Raw genomic sequence first — 15,268 nt, 5'->3', positions numbered from 1 at the left:
CGCCAGCCGGAACTACCCTTGATGTACACCAACAGCAAGGAGACGGTCATGACAAACAATCCTCCCTCATCGCGTATCCAGCCCGGCGAGTATGGTTTTCCCCTCAAGCTGAAGCCTCGTTATGACAACTTTATTGGCGGCGACTGGGTAGCTCCCGTCGACGGCGAATACTATTCCAACCTGACCCCCGTAACCGGCCAGCCGCTGTGCGAAATAGCCAGCTCCGGCAGGCGCGATATCGATCTGGCGCTGGATGCGGCGCACAAAGCGAAAGATAAATGGGGCCACACCTCCGTTCAGGACCGCGCGGCTATTTTGTTCAAAATCGCCGACCGGATGGAGCAGAATCTGGAGCTGCTGGCGACGGCGGAAACCTGGGATAACGGCAAGCCGATCCGGGAAACGATGGCGGCAGACGTGCCGCTGGCCATCGACCACTTCCGCTATTTTGCCTCCTGCATTCGCGCTCAGGAGGGCGGAATAAGCGAGGTAGACAGCGACACCGTGGCGTATCACTTCCACGAGCCGCTGGGCGTCGTCGGGCAAATCATTCCATGGAACTTCCCGCTGCTGATGGCGAGCTGGAAAATGGCACCCGCGCTGGCGGCCGGGAACTGCATTGTGCTTAAACCGGCGCGTCTGACCCCGCTCTCGGTGCTGCTGCTGATGGAAATCGTTGGCGATCTTCTGCCGCCTGGCGTGATTAACGTGGTCAACGGCGCGGGCGGTGAGATAGGGGAATATCTGGCTACCTCGAAACGAATCGCTAAAGTGGCGTTTACCGGGTCGACGGAAGTGGGCCAGCAGATTATGCAGTACGCCACGCAGAACATCATTCCGGTGACCCTGGAGCTGGGCGGGAAATCCCCGAACATCTTCTTCGCGGACGTGATGGAGGAAGAGGATGCCTTCTTCGATAAAGCCCTGGAAGGGTTTGCGCTGTTTGCGTTTAACCAGGGCGAAGTCTGCACCTGCCCAAGCCGCGCGCTGGTGCAGGAGTCCATCTATGAGCGCTTTATGGAGCGGGCCATTCGCCGCGTCGAGTCTATCCGCAGCGGTAACCCGCTCGATAACGTCACGCAGATGGGGGCGCAGGTCTCGCACGGACAGCTGGAAACCATCCTCAACTACATCGATATCGGCAAGAAAGAGGGGGCGGATATTCTGACCGGCGGTCGCCGTAAGGTGCTCGGTGGGGATCTGCAGGAAGGGTATTATCTGGAGCCAACGATCCTGTTCGGTCAGAACAACATGCGCGTCTTCCAGGAGGAAATTTTCGGACCGGTGCTGGCCGTAACCACCTTCAAAACGATGGAGGAGGCGCTGGAGATTGCCAACGACACGCCGTATGGCCTGGGAGCCGGCGTCTGGAGCCGCAACGGTAATCTGGCCTATAAAATGGGCAGAGGCATTCAGGCCGGGCGCGTCTGGACCAACTGCTACCACGCCTATCCTGCGCACGCGGCATTTGGCGGTTATAAGCAATCGGGCATCGGGCGTGAAACCCATAAGATGATGCTGGAGCATTATCAGCAGACGAAATGTTTGCTGGTCAGCTACTCCGATAAACCGCTGGGGCTATTCTAATCGCCCAGCTCAGGCCGTCCATGGGCGGCCTGAGCAATTTGCTGGCGCAGGCAGTTCAGAACGCCATCCAGAACGTATTGCACGCGCCAGGGCTGGTATTCGCGTTTGCGGAAGATGGCCGTCAGATCGAGCCACCACTCTTCCTGATGCGGGAAGCAGGGAACCAGCATCCCTTGCGTTAATTCTTTTTTCAGACTCTCTTTTGGCGCAAAAACAATCCCAAGATTATTTCTTGCCAGCTCCAGGGCCGTCTGCGTATTGTCGCAAATATAATTACCGGTCACCCGGTAGTCATGCACGCTATCACTGCCGTGCACGCGGAAACGCCAGATGTTTGCATCATCGATCAGCATGGAATCAATGAGAATACAGGAGTGATTAATTAAACCTTCAGGTCCCGTTAAGGGGTGTTTATTTAAATATTCCAGGGTAGCGAATGCCGTAACAGAATATTTTGTTAACACGCTGGCAACCAGACTTTCGTCTTTCGGCGGCGCATAGGTAATTAAAATGTCGCAGTCATCCGGAAAAGAAACGCCTTCTGAAAATTCATTCCGATCCAGGTTATAGGTTTTCAGGGAGATGCGGATGTCACCGATATCTTCTATCTGATGGATCACGTGGCGCGCGAGATAGGTTACGATACCTGTAGGGGCATAGATCGTGACCTTTCCGCGCTTTTCATGCTTATAATCAGCAATAAAATTAACGAGTTGACGGTTCTTATCCAGCGTGGCATCAATGTACGGGAGTAACGCTTCCCCAAACTGGGTCAGGGCCAGCTGCCGCGTGGTGCGCTCAAAAACCTTGAGCCCAACCCGCGTTTCAAAATCAGACAGATATTTACTGACGTTGGCCTGCGCCATGCCCAGCAGGGCGGCGGCATCACCAATGCTGTGGGTGGCTGCGATGACGGATATAATTTTTAACTCGCGCGGCTTTAGCTGTAATTTATTCATCATGCACACCCATCTATATGATTTTGTATATAATATTATATAAACCGCAGCGTTGCATTGGCAAATTTGTAACCATTATTATGCGCCTCGCTTGTTTGGCATTTTAATGGATTACATGTAATGACTATTAAATACAATTTACTCATCGCTGCCACGTTATTTGCAACATCCTCAGCAATGGCCGGTGACTTTTCACTAGGAGCGGGGGCTGTATTTAATGAGTCTCCTTACAAAGGCTATAACGAAAATACTACCGCAGTACCGTTAATTAGCTACGAAGGCGATAGCTTTTATGTTCGCCAGACCACGGGCGGATGGATCCTGTGGAAAGACGCAAAAAATGAACTCAGCCTGACCGCATCGTGGATGCCGCTGCATTTCGATCCTGATGACAACGACGACCATCAGATGAAAAAGCTTGATGAGCGTAAAGCCTCTGCCTTCCTCGGCGGCGCGTACTACCGCCACGAAAGCTGGGGTTCGCTGAAAGTGGCGGTCTCGGGCGATGCCACGGATGAAAGCGGCGGTATGATCGGCGAGGTTTCTTACTTCCGTCCAATCAGGATGGAACGCCTGACCCTGACGCCCTCTGTCGGTATTTTCTATAGCGACGAAAGCTATAACGACTACTACTATGGCGTATCCGGCAGCGAGTCTCGCCGCTCAGGTCTGGATGAATACACCGCCGGTGACAGCTGGACGCCATACGTTGGCCTGGCGGCCAAATATCAGTTAACCCAGAAGCTGTATCTTAACGCCAGCGCGGTCTACACCGTATTGCCTGACGACGTGAAGAACAGCCCGATGATCGACCGCGACGACAGCTTCGCGCTGATGACCGGCCTGACCTGGCGTTTCTGATGCGCTAAAGCCGGGTGGCGGCTTCGCCTTACCCGGCCTACATGGACTGCCATCGCAGTTTTACGTAGGCCCGTGCAAGCAAAGCGCCGCCGGGCATATTTGAGAGTACCGATCTCCCGTTTTCCCTTCCCGTCATGGCTTCCTCATTAATATTCCTGATACGCTAATGCGATCTGCGCCATCAATAAAGATGTGCATCATGTGTATCATGCTTAAAGAAAATCAAACCGGGCACTCTCGCCCGTATTTGGCGACAGGCGTTAATTAAGCACGGATATCAGGAGTCGTTATGTTTTATCCGGCTTAGATTCGTTCTGACTTCGACGGTAGCGCCAGCGCCTTTTTCCCTGACGTTCCAGGCTGAGGCAGCACGTCGCGTGCTGCCTGAGTAAAAAATTAATTATATAGAGCTGCTGTCGCTTTCAGGATATCAGCAAATGAATAGATATCATCGACTGTCGTTATAGGATGACGCGTTTCGTTTTTTTCTATGTCGAAAAGTCCGATGTATTTTTGTGTACGATTAAAATGCAATCGGCAAAGGGGTTTGCGGTTGTTGTCATCTACAAGAATACCAAAGTAACTTTTGGTATCTCTGTGAGTTATACGGGGTGCCTCCAGTACTGCTCTGGTGATTGCTTTAACAATATGATATCCCTCGAGCTCCTCTAGCGTTGTAACCACATCACTTTCATCTTTATGTTCGTCTTCCTCAATCTGTGATGACTCATTTGGAGTATCGATGATCGCTGGGGTTATGCCCGTAATAGCTGACTTAAGTCGCTCATTAACCTGATCATTTATATACTGGCTTGCAGCTTTTTTGGTCAAGTTAAAAAAAGACTCTCTGACTTTTTGAGTCAGAATCCCATCATAAACTCGGGATGCAAAAAATTTCACAAAGTCATCTTCAGGATTATTTAGCTGAGAATGCAGGTTTTTTTTGATTTGGCTGACATATTTTAATTCACCAGCAGCATTGATAATTGATTCTAAATCAAACGAAGACTTAGTTAATTTTTTTAGCTCAGGTATTATATTTTCGTCAATATCAAGAAGATCTACTTCCAAAAATGGTTTTTCATCCATTTTATTGGGAGCATCCAGATCTGTAAAAAATTTATAATTTTGTCCATTGGTGAGGATTGAAATTCTGGCGTTTGTTACATGAAAATACCTGAATAACTGCGAGGCATGATTTATATTTAATGGTTCGCCAATTTTCTTACATTCAATAAGTATCTGAACGTCATTATTTTTCATTATAGCATAATCGATTTTTTCGCCCTTTTTTGTACCAACATCACAGACAAACTCAGGTGTTACCTCTGAAGGATCAAAAACATCATAACCCAGAACGTTATGAATGAATGGCATTACAAATGCAGTTTTTGTTGCTTCTTCAGTATTAATTACATCAAGTTGTTGTTTTATTTTATTTGATAAGGCATTTAATCTTTCTGTGAATTCCATGGGATGTCCTTATTTTTAGCTGTGTGTCTTTATGGAATAACACTAAAATGCATGTCAGACAATGGTATACCTGAGCTGAACTGCTGCAAAAAAACAATACCGAGGGTTAGATCACATTGTCTTTCAGTCGATGATAATCCGTGAACTCGGCATCACTGAGCTTGATAAAAATATTATATATCCATAAAGGTGACATTATTCTTGTTTATGTTTATCCACCCAAATCCGCATCTCTGCTACTCCCCTATTTGCCCAACTGAACCGGGGTATAAAGGTTAGCGTGCAGTGCTGGTGCTGGAGATGATTTTATAGCAGGTGTCGCTCTCTTCAGGGAATGGAGACAGCGTGGATCAAGCCGGTGCGGCGATGGCGTGGAAGGCGAAGCAGCTTATTCGCACGCAGTTTCATTTACCGCTTTCGACGTCGCAGCTGGCAAAAGCGTTGCACTGCAATGCCGATTACCTGGGGCGCGTATTTCGCCGGACTTTCCATTTAACCCTGACGGAGGCGATACATCGCCAGCGCGTCAGGGCAGTGGAAAAGCTGTTGCTGGATGGCTCTGCGTCGCTTACCTAAGTAGCAAACCGCTTTGGTTTTAATGACGTGGGCTATTTTCGGCAAATATTTTCAAAGCATACGGGCTTAACACCTGCCGTCTGGAAACGGCGGTATTGTAAAGCGCATAATAATTCCGGCTGAGCGCCTCCTGTTTGACCCATCACACCTTCGCTGAATCGGGCATTATGTAAGATGTGTGCAGTACCGGCTTTTAACGTGCGCGAGGCGTAACACATGAACCGATTTATCATGGCGGATGCGGAAAAATGCATTGGGTGCCGCACCTGCGAAGTGGCCTGCGCGGTGTCGCATCAGGACGGCGTCTCCGCTAATGCCTTTTCGCCCCGCCTTCGGGTGGTTAAGGGAAGTTCATACACTACGGCAGTGGGTTGCCATCAGTGCGAGGACGCGCCTTGTGCTAACGTCTGTCCAACCCATGCCATCAGCCGTACGGCGGGAGCCTGGCTCGTTGAGCAGACGCGCTGCATTGGGTGCAAAAGCTGTGTGGTGGCATGTCCGTTTGGGGCGATGCAGGTGCGCCTGGAGGGAAATAAGGCGCAGGCGCTGAAATGTGATTTATGCCTGCATCGCGAAGGCGGACCGGCCTGCGTGGAGGCCTGTCCAACCCACGCGTTGCGCTGCGTTGACCCTGCCAGGATTCGGGCTGAAAAGCTTACTGCATTTTATTGAAATTCCACGTAAACGTCAGACTGTAGCGCCAGTCCCTGTTGCGACTGTCTGTCGGAACATCCCCGACGGGTCGTGCCGCCTCCACCGTGACGCTATAGTGGCGCGTATCGCCTATCATCACCCCGGCAGCCACTGACCCGAGCCGTTGATGAGGCAAACCGGACGTGTTAAACCAGGTTTGCGCGGTATCGGCCAGGATATAGGGTTGGATGGTGGCAAGCCAGGTGCTCTCTTTTCGCATCTTGATATAGCGCAGTTCTACCTGCCCGCCGTAGCCGTAATCACCGCTTGCTTCACTGTCCTGATATCCACGGCCAAAGCGCTGGGCACCGAAGCTAACGCGTTCGGGCTCTGGCAACGTGTTATTTGACCAGTCTCCCTCCCAGGATGTTGATAGCCGCCATTTATCGGCAAACAGCCAGGCTGCGTCTAAAAAGCTTTTTGTGAGCGTAAAATTAATATCGGGTTTAGGCGCTGAGACGATATCGGCACCCATCGCATCAATACCCTGTCGTACGTTGAGTCTGCCGCTGATGCTGGCGGTTGTGAATTGATGTGCACCATTGATACCCACTTCCAGCGCCGGATAACGTGCGTGTTGGTTGACGGAGTCCAGACTGTAGGTTTTGCCCTGCAGTCTGGCCTGCAGGGCATAGTCATCCCGGCGGTCGGTATAATCAAAACCGCTGGTCAGATTAATTTGTGATTTTTGCGTCAGCAGCAATGGATAGCCAATCGTCACGCCGCCGTTGTATTGCGTGGTTTTTTGCTTCGAATCGACCTGAATATTATTGGGCAAAGTGAGCAGGGGGGAAAAATCCCGCGGATTTTCACGGTAATAGCTGCCTTTGATCTGCATCGTCAGCCCTTCATCGTTTAAAAACTGCTGCCAGTTCAGACCCACATAGTTTTTTCGCGTGTTGCTATCTAACGGTATAAGCGTAGCCACGCCAAGCTGATCGCCATAGCTTGTCAGGTTGCTGAGCGTTCCGTTCAGCATCATTAAATCTTGCCCTTTACGGGTGTCGATCGTGGAGGCGATATTCCAGCTCCGCTCCTCATTACCGGTTATCTGCATCGCCGCCGCGCCATAGATATTGGTTGGCAGCTGCGCGTTGGCCGTGACCGGAACGTTCGGGGTGCGGGTCATCAGCTGGCTATAGCGATCGAACGTATCCTGAGACAGCGGTTTTTCCGCCATGATTTTTTCTGACAAGCGTTTAAGGCGCGCGGCGATATTGGGGTTGTTACTGGTTATGTCGCTGTGCGCCACGTACCCTTCGACCAGGACAATTTTAATATTTCCCTGCTGGAAATTATTATCGGGCAGCCAGGCATAGGAGAGCGGAAAACCGTCGGCCTTGTAGCGCGCCGTAATATCATTTACCAGCCCCGTAAGCGTTTTTAGCGGCACGGTTTTTCCGGCGTAAGGCCTGAAGGGGTTAAGTAATTCCTGCAAGGGATAACGCGTGCCGCCAATAAACTGAATGTGATGAATGGTAATGGGCGTTTCAGGCGTCAGCGTTGACTGCGGTTTTTCTATTTTGACTTTCGGCTGTGGGACGGTCTCAGTCTGTTCTGGGGCAACGTTACGAGAAACTTGCGCCGGGTTATCAGGGTTAATAATAGAGGGCAGTGTATCGGCGCGGGCCATGCTCAACACAACCAGCCCCGTCAGCGAAAAAAGGAAATGGTTTTTCATCGCGCTATCCCTGTTCATCATTCCCGGTTAGGGGGAGTGTCGCTGTACGAAGCGCCCCTGAAGCAGGGGCGCAGAAAGGCAATAACCGTTTTACTGTTTTGGCGTCAGTAGACCGGTGGTTAACGTGTTGTTGTGCTGGCGGTAACGCCCGACGTCAGGGTATTGAGGGTTGTATTGACCGTCGCACCCAGGCTGTTGTTCGTGGCCGCCACATTTGCATTAGCTGTGAGAGAGCCTGATCCTCCTCCGGTCGTCGAGGTGGCGGGTTTCACTAGCGTACCGGTATCCGTCACCGTCTGGCCGACGTTTTGAACGACCTGACCTACGCCGCTAAGCCCGCTATTACTGCTGCTAACGTTGGTACCTACGCCGCTCACGGTGTTTCCTACCTGCGTCAGCAGGCCGTTGACCGGAGTACCCAGACCTGTTGTGGTGCCCACGCTTTGCGTCACGCCTTGTACTCCGCCCAGCGTCTTGTTCACCACAGTCGTCGTATCGGTTGTTACCTGAGCTACCGCAGGGCTACTGACCGTGTTGGTTAAACCTGTGCCGGTGTTACTGACTAACTGCCCGGTACTGTTTACCACGCTGCCCGTCAGGCCTGTTACGCCGCTAACCGGTGTTCCCGATGTCGAACTTGCCAGGCCCGTGCCTACCGTAGAGACGGTATTGCCCAAGGAGGTGACCGACGTGGTCACGCCCTGAACCGTCGTACCAACACCGTTCGCGTTGCCCGGATCGCCAATGCCGGAGGTGACGCCCGTCCCCACGGTAGAAACGGCGCTGCCAACACCGCTGACGGTGGTTGAAACGGTTGATGTAACAGGATTATTTGTCGGGATCTGGCTTCCCAGGCTGTCCACCGTAGAGCCGACGCTGGTTACCGTTTTACCGGCATCACCCAGCACAGTATTCACGCCTGCAGTGGTTGTGCCGCCACTGCCCGTTCCGGTTCCTCCGCTGCCGTTACCTCCGGTTCCCGTTCCTGAGCCTGAGCCCGAGCCTGTCCCTGAACCTGAGCCAGATCCGTTACTGCCTGAACCACCATTGTTAGCCGTTGTGCCACTTCCATCACCCGAGCCGGTATTACTTCCGGTTGCAGGGTTATTTTTGGCTGTTGAGTGAGATCCGCCACCGCTTCCACTGCAGGCAGAAAGAGAGAACGCGAGCAGTACCGCAGCAGCAATTACGCTGATGCGACTAGCATTATTAGGTAGCATAAAAATACTCCACGCAATAGAACGCCGAGCGGCGTATTAGTGAGTATATGCAGTATTTTAAAAATGCACACAGACTCGCTTCGAGGATATTTTTTACCAGCGTTGTTTGTTTTAAATCTTGTATAACAATGAGTTAATTAATTTATTATTTAACGTCTACTTAATTATTTTTGAATTACTATAGTGCCATTAAAACAACAGGAATTATCCTAAATAATCCCTTTAAATAATAGGGGAATAAAGCTGAAGGATATATCCTTTATAAAATATATAGATCACGGTAAAAATAAGGCTCTTCATCCGAAGAGCCTTAATATTTAACAATTGCCTTCGCGCCAGGCTTTTTCAATTTCTTCGGCGAGAATTTTTACACCCGCTTCGATTTTTTCCGGATCGGGTACGTAGTTCATGCGCATGCACTGGTGCGTATGCGGCCACGGCTTATCCAGTCCCGGGAAGAAATAATCGCCCGGTACCATCAGAACGCCGCGCTTTTTCAGGCGCTGGTAGAGCAGTTCGGTGGTGACAGGCAAATCCTTAAACCACAACCACAGGAAAATTGCTCCTTCAGGTTTGTGGATCAGGCAGCGTTCTTCCGGCAAATAGCGGCGAAGTATCGCAATCGTCTCCTGAACGCGCTGGTAATAGAATGGCTTGATCACGTCATTCGACAGACGCAGCAGGTCGTTGCGCTTAATCATTTCACACATCATCGCCGGGCCAATGCCGCCCGGTGAAAGGCTGATAATGCCGTTCATATTGGTAATGGCGGTGATGATTTTCTCGTTGGCGATGATGATGCCGCAGCGGCTGCCCGGCAGACCCAGCTTAGAGAGGCTCATGCACAGGACAATGTTCGGGTTCCACAGCGGACGTGCTTCGCTGAAGATAATGCCCGGGAACGGCACGCCGTAGGCGTTATCGATCACCAGCGGAATACCGTGCTGATTCGCCAGCGCATCCAGTTTCATCAGTTCGTCGTCGGTGATCACGTTGCCCGTTGGGTTAGTCGGGCGCGATACGCAGATCATTCCCGTCTCTTCATCAATATGCAGGTGTTCAAAATCGACGTGATATTTGAACTGGCCTTCCGGCAGCAGCTCGATGTTCGGGCGCGCGGAGACGAACAGATCCTCTTCCAGGCCGGAATCGGCGTAGCCGATATACTCTGGTGCCAGCGGGAACAGCACTTTTTTGGTGGTGCCGTCGGCGCGACGCCCTGCGAACAGGTTAAACAAGTAGAAAAACGCGCTCTGACTGCCGTTTGTCAGTGCAATATTCTGTGGTTCGATATCCCAACCCAGCTCGTCACGCAGCATTTCGGCGAGGAGTGCCAGCAGTTCGGTTTTACCCTGCGGGCCGTCGTAATTGCAAAGCGCATCGGTTGCTTTGCCGCTTTCCAGCATCTGAGCGAGCAGCGTCTGGAAATAGGTATTCATCTCCGGGATTTGAGCCGGGTTTCCGCCGCCGAGCATGATTGCGCCCGGTGTGCGCAGCCCGTCGTTGAGATCCTCCATCAGGCGAGTAATGCCTGAATGGCGGGTAAATTTGTCGCCGAAAAGTGAAAACGTCATAGCAGGTGATCTGTCGAGCTTATTTTGAAAGTGGGTAACCATAACGCTAGCACCGTGCTGGTGCAAATCGGGTGATGTGGTCGGATTTGTTGTTTTATAGGGCGGAAGTGTATTTGTGTAGCGAATAGTTCTGGTGGGTTTCCCTCACCCCGACCCTCTCCCAAAAGGGAGAGGGGGAAAAGACGGCGCCGTGCGGTTCCCTCTCCCCTGCGGGGAGAGGGTTAGGGTGAGGGGGTGAATTATTGATTACCTGCCCATACCACCATCACCTTATCGCCATTATGCTCGCGCACGAAGCCATATCCCTCTTTCAGCGACAGCGTGGTTTGTTTGCCTTCACCAATCGCCGGGTGGCGGGCGCGGAACTGGCCCAGCGTTTGCCAGTGGGCGACGGTTAGGGCCTGCTTGCCCGTGACGTCCTGCCAGTTCATATCTGACCGGGTGCCCTGCAGCGGGTCAGAACCTGTCGGACCGAACGGACGCTCGGATTCATCACCGTAATAGATTTGTACGCTGCCGGGTGCCAGCAGAAGCAGCTCCGCCGCGCGCTGGCCCCCTTCGCGGAACAGACGCGTATCGTGTGATGAGAGATAGCTCAGCACGTTGAAGCTTTGCAGCTTTTCCGCCATCTGCTGCCAGGTGAGATCCATATCGGCCAGACAATCCACCGCTTTTGCCGCCTGCTCCTGATAGTCAAAGTTGATCATCGCATCAAAACCGTGGCGGTAATAATCGCTTTGCATCACCCCGTGGCCCCAGGATTCCCCGGTCATCCAGAACGGTGCGTTGTCGAGCTTTTTGTCCGGGTTCGCCCCTTTCCAGGCGGCCAGCGCCTGGCTTGCCTGGTCTTTCAGCTGTTGCCAGGCCGCAAGCTCAACGTGTTTCGCCGTATCCACCCGGAAACCGTCGATGCCGTAGTCACGTACCCACTGGCTGAGCCAGTGGGTCAGATAATCGCGCGGGGTATATCCCGGGATGGCCTTCGCGTGGGTGTCGGGCTTGTGTTGGAAAAAGTTAGGCAATCCGGAAGGCGTCATGGATTCCGTTTTCAAATCCGGCAGAAATGCCAGCGACATGGTCAAATCGTCGAAGCCGGGGTTGTCGTAATCGCCGATGTCCGTGCGGATCCATTTCTTGCCCCACCATTTTTCCCATGCGGCTTTGTCGCTGAAGTTGATGTAGTCGTTAAAGCTGTGCCAGCTTTGGCCCGCGCCCGGCTTCCAGTCCGTCCAGCGTTCTCCCAGCGTCTTTTTCAGCTCATCACCCTGAAGGTACAGGGCACCAAACTGAAATTCCTGCATGTCTGCCAGCGTGGCATAGCCAACGTGGTTCATGACGATATCGAACAGAACGCGGATCCCGCGCTTGTGCGCTTCGTCGACAAGATGGCGTAAATCATCTTCGGTTCCCATGTTGGCGTCGAGCTTCGTCCAGTCCTGGGTGTAGTAGCCGTGATAGGCGTAATGCGGGAAATCCCCTTTTGTGCCACCGCCTACCCAGCCGTGGATCTGCTCAAGCGGAGAGCTTATCCAGAGCGCGTTCACCCCCAGCTGCTGTAAATAATCGAGCTTGCCGGCAAGTCCTTTGAGATCCCCGCCGTGGAAGGTGCCAATCTCCTGCATACCGTCTTTATGACGACCGTAGCTGTTGTCGTTGCCCGGGTCACCATTCACATAACGGTCGGTCAGCACAAAATAGACGGTGGCGTTTTGCCAGCTAAACGGCGCAGGCTTGTCGGTTTCGGCGCGCTCAAGCAGCAGCAGGCCGTTACTGTGGGCGGCTGGCTGCAGGGTGATTTTTCCATTCTGCACCGTCGCCGTCTGTTTACTGTAGTAGTCGCGCACGACGGAGCCTTCCGGGAAGGTACTGCTGACGTCCAGCGTCAGCGGTTTACCGTCCCACTTCGGACACTGGCGGATGACGTTTGCAACCGGCTGTTCTGCGGCACTCTGAATCGTCAGCAGCAGGGTGGGCGTGCCGGAGCGGGTATCAATCCGCATCTGGTAGTCACCGTCGCGAAAAAGGCGCCACTGCGGCGGCGTGCCGTCACAGGGCTTGAGCGACAGCATCTCATTGAGTTTTATCGCGTCCGCAGGCTGCCAGCACGTCTTGTCAAAACTCAGCGTCAGAGGACGCGTACCCTTCGCAAGCTTTGCCTGGCTGGTGAAGACCCCGGTGCCTTCGGCGCTAAATGCGCTAAACCCCGGCGATGACCAGTCGGCATGCGCCAGTGCGGGTAACATCAGAAAGGCTAATGCGGTACGTTTCATTCCTTTTTCCTGTCGCGGCATTTTTGACCAGTGTGCCATCAGGCGAGGGGCAAAAACTCATCCCCTGCCGCTTTCTGCCGGGAGGAAGCGTGAGGATGAGTGATCTCGCGCAAAATTAGGTAGTTATCTGCGATAGCGCACACAGTTTTTGTGGAGTGATGTTTTTATGAGCAAGTTTCAGGTGACATAGTTTCGGAATTGGACTATTTCTATACGTGCTCTTGAAGTCTATTTTTGATATGATTTGAGATTCCGCTCTCAAATTTGTGAAAAAAATAAGGTGTTGGGATGATTACATCCGACCAGGAGACCTAATGATATCGACTCCCATTCGACGATATGGGGCTGCGATACTCATGTTACTCACCACGGCATTTTCGGGTGAGGTGCTTGCGAAGACGCACACGGATACAACGAGTAAGAAAGCCCACGTAATAAAAACGACTAGTAGTAAGGTTAGCAGTAAACAAGAGTATTCTCGCAATAGTGCAAAGAGTAGTTCACTTCCTGATTTGCGAAAATACCCTTCCGGAACACCAAGGAAAAAAGCGTTTCTCCGGACGGTAATGCCTTACATCACGAGTCAAAATGCTGCGATTACTGCGGATCGTAACTGGCTGATTTCCAAACAGTACGATAGCCGCTGGTCGCCGTCAGAGCGCGCGCGTCTGAAAGATATCACGAAGCGCTACAAGCTGAGCTGGAACGGTAACACCCGTCGTGTGCCGTGGAATGCTCTCCTTGAGCGTGTGGATATCATCCCGGGCAGCATGGTTGCGACCATGGCTGCTGCCGAAAGCGGCTGGGGGACTTCTAAGCTTGCGCGTAGCAACAACAACCTTTTCGGCATGAAATGTGTGAAAGGTCGTTGTAATAATGCCCCTGGCAAGGTGAAAGGCTATTCGCAGTTTGAATCTGTGAAAGATTCCGTCAGCGCCTACGTGGTGAATCTGAACACGCACCCGGCCTACTCATCGTTCCGTAAATCACGCGCTCAGCTGCGTAAAGCGGACCAGGAAGTGACGGCCAGTACGATGATCCACAAGCTGAAAGGTTATTCGACAAAGGGACAGAGCTATAACAACTATCTGTTCGCCATGTACCAGGATAACCAGCGTTTAATCGCCGCCCATATGTAATCTAAAAAAACGCCTTCCACTGGAAGGCGTTTTCTTTTCTATATCAGCACCTCGCTGTAGCGATCCCGATACTCCTTCGGCGTGGTCTCATACTCCTTGCGAAACACGGAATAGAAATATTGCAGAGACGGGTAACCGCACATCTGCGAGATTTCGTTGATCGACAGCGACGTGGAAATGAGCAGGCTGCGTGCTTTCTCCAGCTTTTCAGCATGGATGACGGCATGAATGGTTTCGCCCACCTCTTCTTTAAAACGCTTCTCCAGATTCGAACGCGAAATGCCCACCGAATCCAGCACCTGATCGACCTTTATCCCTTTGCAGGCGTGGTTGCGAATGTAGTGCATGGCCTGAATGACGGCCGGGTCGCTTAAGGAGCGATAATCGGTTGAGCGACGTTCCACGACGCGGACAGGAGGCACGAGCAAACGCTGAAGCGGCAGAGATTCTTTATCGAGCAGACGATGCAGCAGCTTCGCCGCCTGATAGCCCATCTGACGCGTGCCCTGAGCAACGGAGGAGAGCGCCACGCGAGACAGATAGCGGGTCAGTTCTTCGTTATCAATGCCAATCACGCACAGCTTTTCGGGCACAGGAATGTGTAAATGTTCGCAGACCTGCAGCACGTGCCGCGCGCGAGCGTCCGTCACGGCGATAATACCGGTTTGCGGCGGCAGCGTTTGCAGCCAGTCCGCCAGGCGGTTTTGCGCGTGCTGCCAGTTTTCCGGCGCGGTCTCCAGCCCCTGATAGACCACGCCACGGTATTTTTCCTGCGCGACCAGCTGGCAAAACGCGTGCTCTCGTTCGACGGCCCAGCGCTTGCCGCTGGTGGCCGGTAACCCATAAAACGCGAAGCGATGGACGCCTTTCTCTTTTAAATGAAGAAAGGCGGCCTCGACCAGGGCATGGTTATCGGTGGCAATATAGTGGACCGGCGGATAGTGTTCGGGCGCATGATAGGAGCCGCCGACGCCCACAATCGGGACGTCGACGTCGGTCAGCAGCTGTTCGATGACGGGATCGTCATAATCGGCGATGACGCCATCGCCCAGCCAGTCTTTAATGTTCTCCAGACGGGTGCGAAAATCTTCTTCAATAAAAATATCCCATTCGGATTGCGACGCCTGCAAATATTCACCAACGCCTTCCACCACCTGACGGTCGTAGGCCTTATTGGCATTGAATAACAACGTAATGCGGTGAAGCTTTTCAAACATGGCTCACTTCCCAATTAA

The 15,268-nt window shown here is 52.4% G+C and carries 11 protein-coding genes and 2 pseudogenes; 5 read left to right on the top strand and 8 right to left on the bottom strand.

What is annotated here, in order from left to right; all coding sequences use genetic code 11:
- Window positions 1-48 precede the first annotated feature (48 nt).
- On the top strand, window positions 49-1,587 hold the full coding sequence (aldB, locus tag USF70_RS17900) for an aldehyde dehydrogenase AldB (protein ID WP_029740992.1): 1,539 nt from the start codon (window positions 49-51) through the stop codon (window positions 1,585-1,587).
- On the opposite strand, the gene USF70_RS17895 is transcribed toward aldB, so the two are convergent.
- The gene (locus tag USF70_RS17895; protein WP_065423115.1) at window positions 1,584-2,549 is read right to left on the bottom strand and encodes a LysR family transcriptional regulator; all 966 of its coding nucleotides are present in this window, start codon (window positions 2,547-2,549) and stop codon (window positions 1,584-1,586) included. The genes aldB and USF70_RS17895 overlap by 4 nt on opposite strands.
- 117 nt (window positions 2,550-2,666) lie before the next feature.
- On the opposite strand from USF70_RS17895, the gene USF70_RS17890 reads away from it, so the two are divergent.
- A complete protein-coding gene (locus tag USF70_RS17890; protein WP_033147018.1) occupies window positions 2,667-3,407 on the top strand; it encodes a MipA/OmpV family protein in 741 nt (246 codons plus the stop codon).
- Between the two features lie 396 nt (window positions 3,408-3,803).
- On the opposite strand, the gene USF70_RS17885 is transcribed toward USF70_RS17890, so the two are convergent.
- The gene (locus USF70_RS17885) at window positions 3,804-4,880 is read right to left on the bottom strand and encodes a type I restriction endonuclease (protein ID WP_320735873.1); all 1,077 of its coding nucleotides are present in this window, start codon (window positions 4,878-4,880) and stop codon (window positions 3,804-3,806) included.
- 195 nt (window positions 4,881-5,075) lie between these two features.
- A pseudogene (locus USF70_RS17880) lies at window positions 5,076-5,177 on the bottom strand (hypothetical protein); the annotation flags it as partial.
- A gap of 48 nt (window positions 5,178-5,225) precedes the next feature.
- Between USF70_RS17880 and USF70_RS17875 the strand changes: the two are divergent.
- Window positions 5,226-5,579, top strand: a pseudogene (locus tag USF70_RS17875) (helix-turn-helix domain-containing protein); the annotation flags it as partial.
- 93 nt (window positions 5,580-5,672) lie between these two features.
- Entirely contained in the window at window positions 5,673-6,128 is a 456-nt protein-coding gene (locus USF70_RS17870) for a 4Fe-4S dicluster domain-containing protein (protein ID WP_033147016.1), read from the top strand.
- Here USF70_RS17870 and USF70_RS17865 read toward each other — a convergent pair.
- From USF70_RS17865 to USF70_RS17850, 4 genes are all read right to left on the bottom strand, one after another.
- On the bottom strand, window positions 6,112-7,830 hold the full coding sequence (locus USF70_RS17865; RefSeq protein WP_214539010.1) for a ShlB/FhaC/HecB family hemolysin secretion/activation protein: 1,719 nt from the start codon (window positions 7,828-7,830) through the stop codon (window positions 6,112-6,114). The two genes, USF70_RS17870 and USF70_RS17865, sit on opposite strands and share 17 nt — an antisense overlap.
- A gap of 119 nt (window positions 7,831-7,949) precedes the next feature.
- A complete protein-coding gene (locus tag USF70_RS17860) occupies window positions 7,950-8,747 on the bottom strand; it encodes a collagen-like triple helix repeat-containing protein (protein ID WP_223862643.1) in 798 nt (265 codons plus the stop codon).
- Window positions 8,748-9,367: 620 nt separating this feature from the next.
- Entirely contained in the window at window positions 9,368-10,624 is a 1,257-nt protein-coding gene (gene avtA / locus USF70_RS17855; protein WP_320735872.1) for a valine--pyruvate transaminase, read from the bottom strand.
- A 239-nt stretch (window positions 10,625-10,863) separates the two neighbouring features.
- On the bottom strand, window positions 10,864-12,894 hold the full coding sequence (locus USF70_RS17850) for an alpha-amylase (protein ID WP_221703230.1): 2,031 nt from the start codon (window positions 12,892-12,894) through the stop codon (window positions 10,864-10,866).
- A gap of 314 nt (window positions 12,895-13,208) precedes the next feature.
- Here USF70_RS17850 and USF70_RS17845 point away from each other — a divergent pair, with 314 nt between their 5' ends.
- A complete protein-coding gene (locus USF70_RS17845) occupies window positions 13,209-14,033 on the top strand; it encodes a protein bax (protein WP_032661838.1) in 825 nt (274 codons plus the stop codon).
- Between the two features lie 38 nt (window positions 14,034-14,071).
- Here USF70_RS17845 and xylR read toward each other — a convergent pair whose 3' ends face one another.
- A complete protein-coding gene (xylR, locus tag USF70_RS17840; RefSeq protein ID WP_320735871.1) occupies window positions 14,072-15,250 on the bottom strand; it encodes a D-xylose utilization transcriptional activator XylR in 1,179 nt (392 codons plus the stop codon).
- Window positions 15,251-15,268: the final 18 nt, after the last annotated feature.

It is taken from the genome of Enterobacter sp. 237C8 (assembly GCF_034106865.1).
Taxonomy (GTDB): Bacteria; Pseudomonadota; Gammaproteobacteria; order Enterobacterales; family Enterobacteriaceae; genus Enterobacter; species Enterobacter asburiae_B.
Note: the sequence above shows the minus strand (reverse complement) of the source record. Positions and strands in the feature narration are given on the sequence as shown.

What these genes read in the sequence shown, in the direction of transcription:
- aldB (WP_029740992.1), top strand. Translation starts at nt 49, where the DNA reads ATGACAAACAATCCTCCCTCATCGCGTATCCAGCCCGGCGAGTATGGT.
- USF70_RS17895 (WP_065423115.1), bottom strand. Translation starts at nt 2,549, where the DNA reads ATGATGAATAAATTACAGCTAAAGCCGCGCGAGTTAAAAATTATATCC.
- USF70_RS17890 (WP_033147018.1), top strand. Translation starts at nt 2,667, where the DNA reads ATGACTATTAAATACAATTTACTCATCGCTGCCACGTTATTTGCAACA.
- USF70_RS17885 (WP_320735873.1), bottom strand. Translation starts at nt 4,880, where the DNA reads ATGGAATTCACAGAAAGATTAAATGCCTTATCAAATAAAATAAAACAA.
- USF70_RS17870 (WP_033147016.1), top strand. Translation starts at nt 5,673, where the DNA reads ATGAACCGATTTATCATGGCGGATGCGGAAAAATGCATTGGGTGCCGC.
- USF70_RS17865 (WP_214539010.1), bottom strand. Translation starts at nt 7,830, where the DNA reads ATGAAAAACCATTTCCTTTTTTCGCTGACGGGGCTGGTTGTGTTGAGC.
- avtA (WP_320735872.1), bottom strand. Translation starts at nt 10,624, where the DNA reads ATGACGTTTTCACTTTTCGGCGACAAATTTACCCGCCATTCAGGCATT.
- USF70_RS17850 (WP_221703230.1), bottom strand. Translation starts at nt 12,894, where the DNA reads ATGAAACGTACCGCATTAGCCTTTCTGATGTTACCCGCACTGGCGCAT.
- USF70_RS17845 (WP_032661838.1), top strand. Translation starts at nt 13,209, where the DNA reads ATGATATCGACTCCCATTCGACGATATGGGGCTGCGATACTCATGTTA.
- xylR (WP_320735871.1), bottom strand. Translation starts at nt 15,250, where the DNA reads ATGTTTGAAAAGCTTCACCGCATTACGTTGTTATTCAATGCCAATAAG.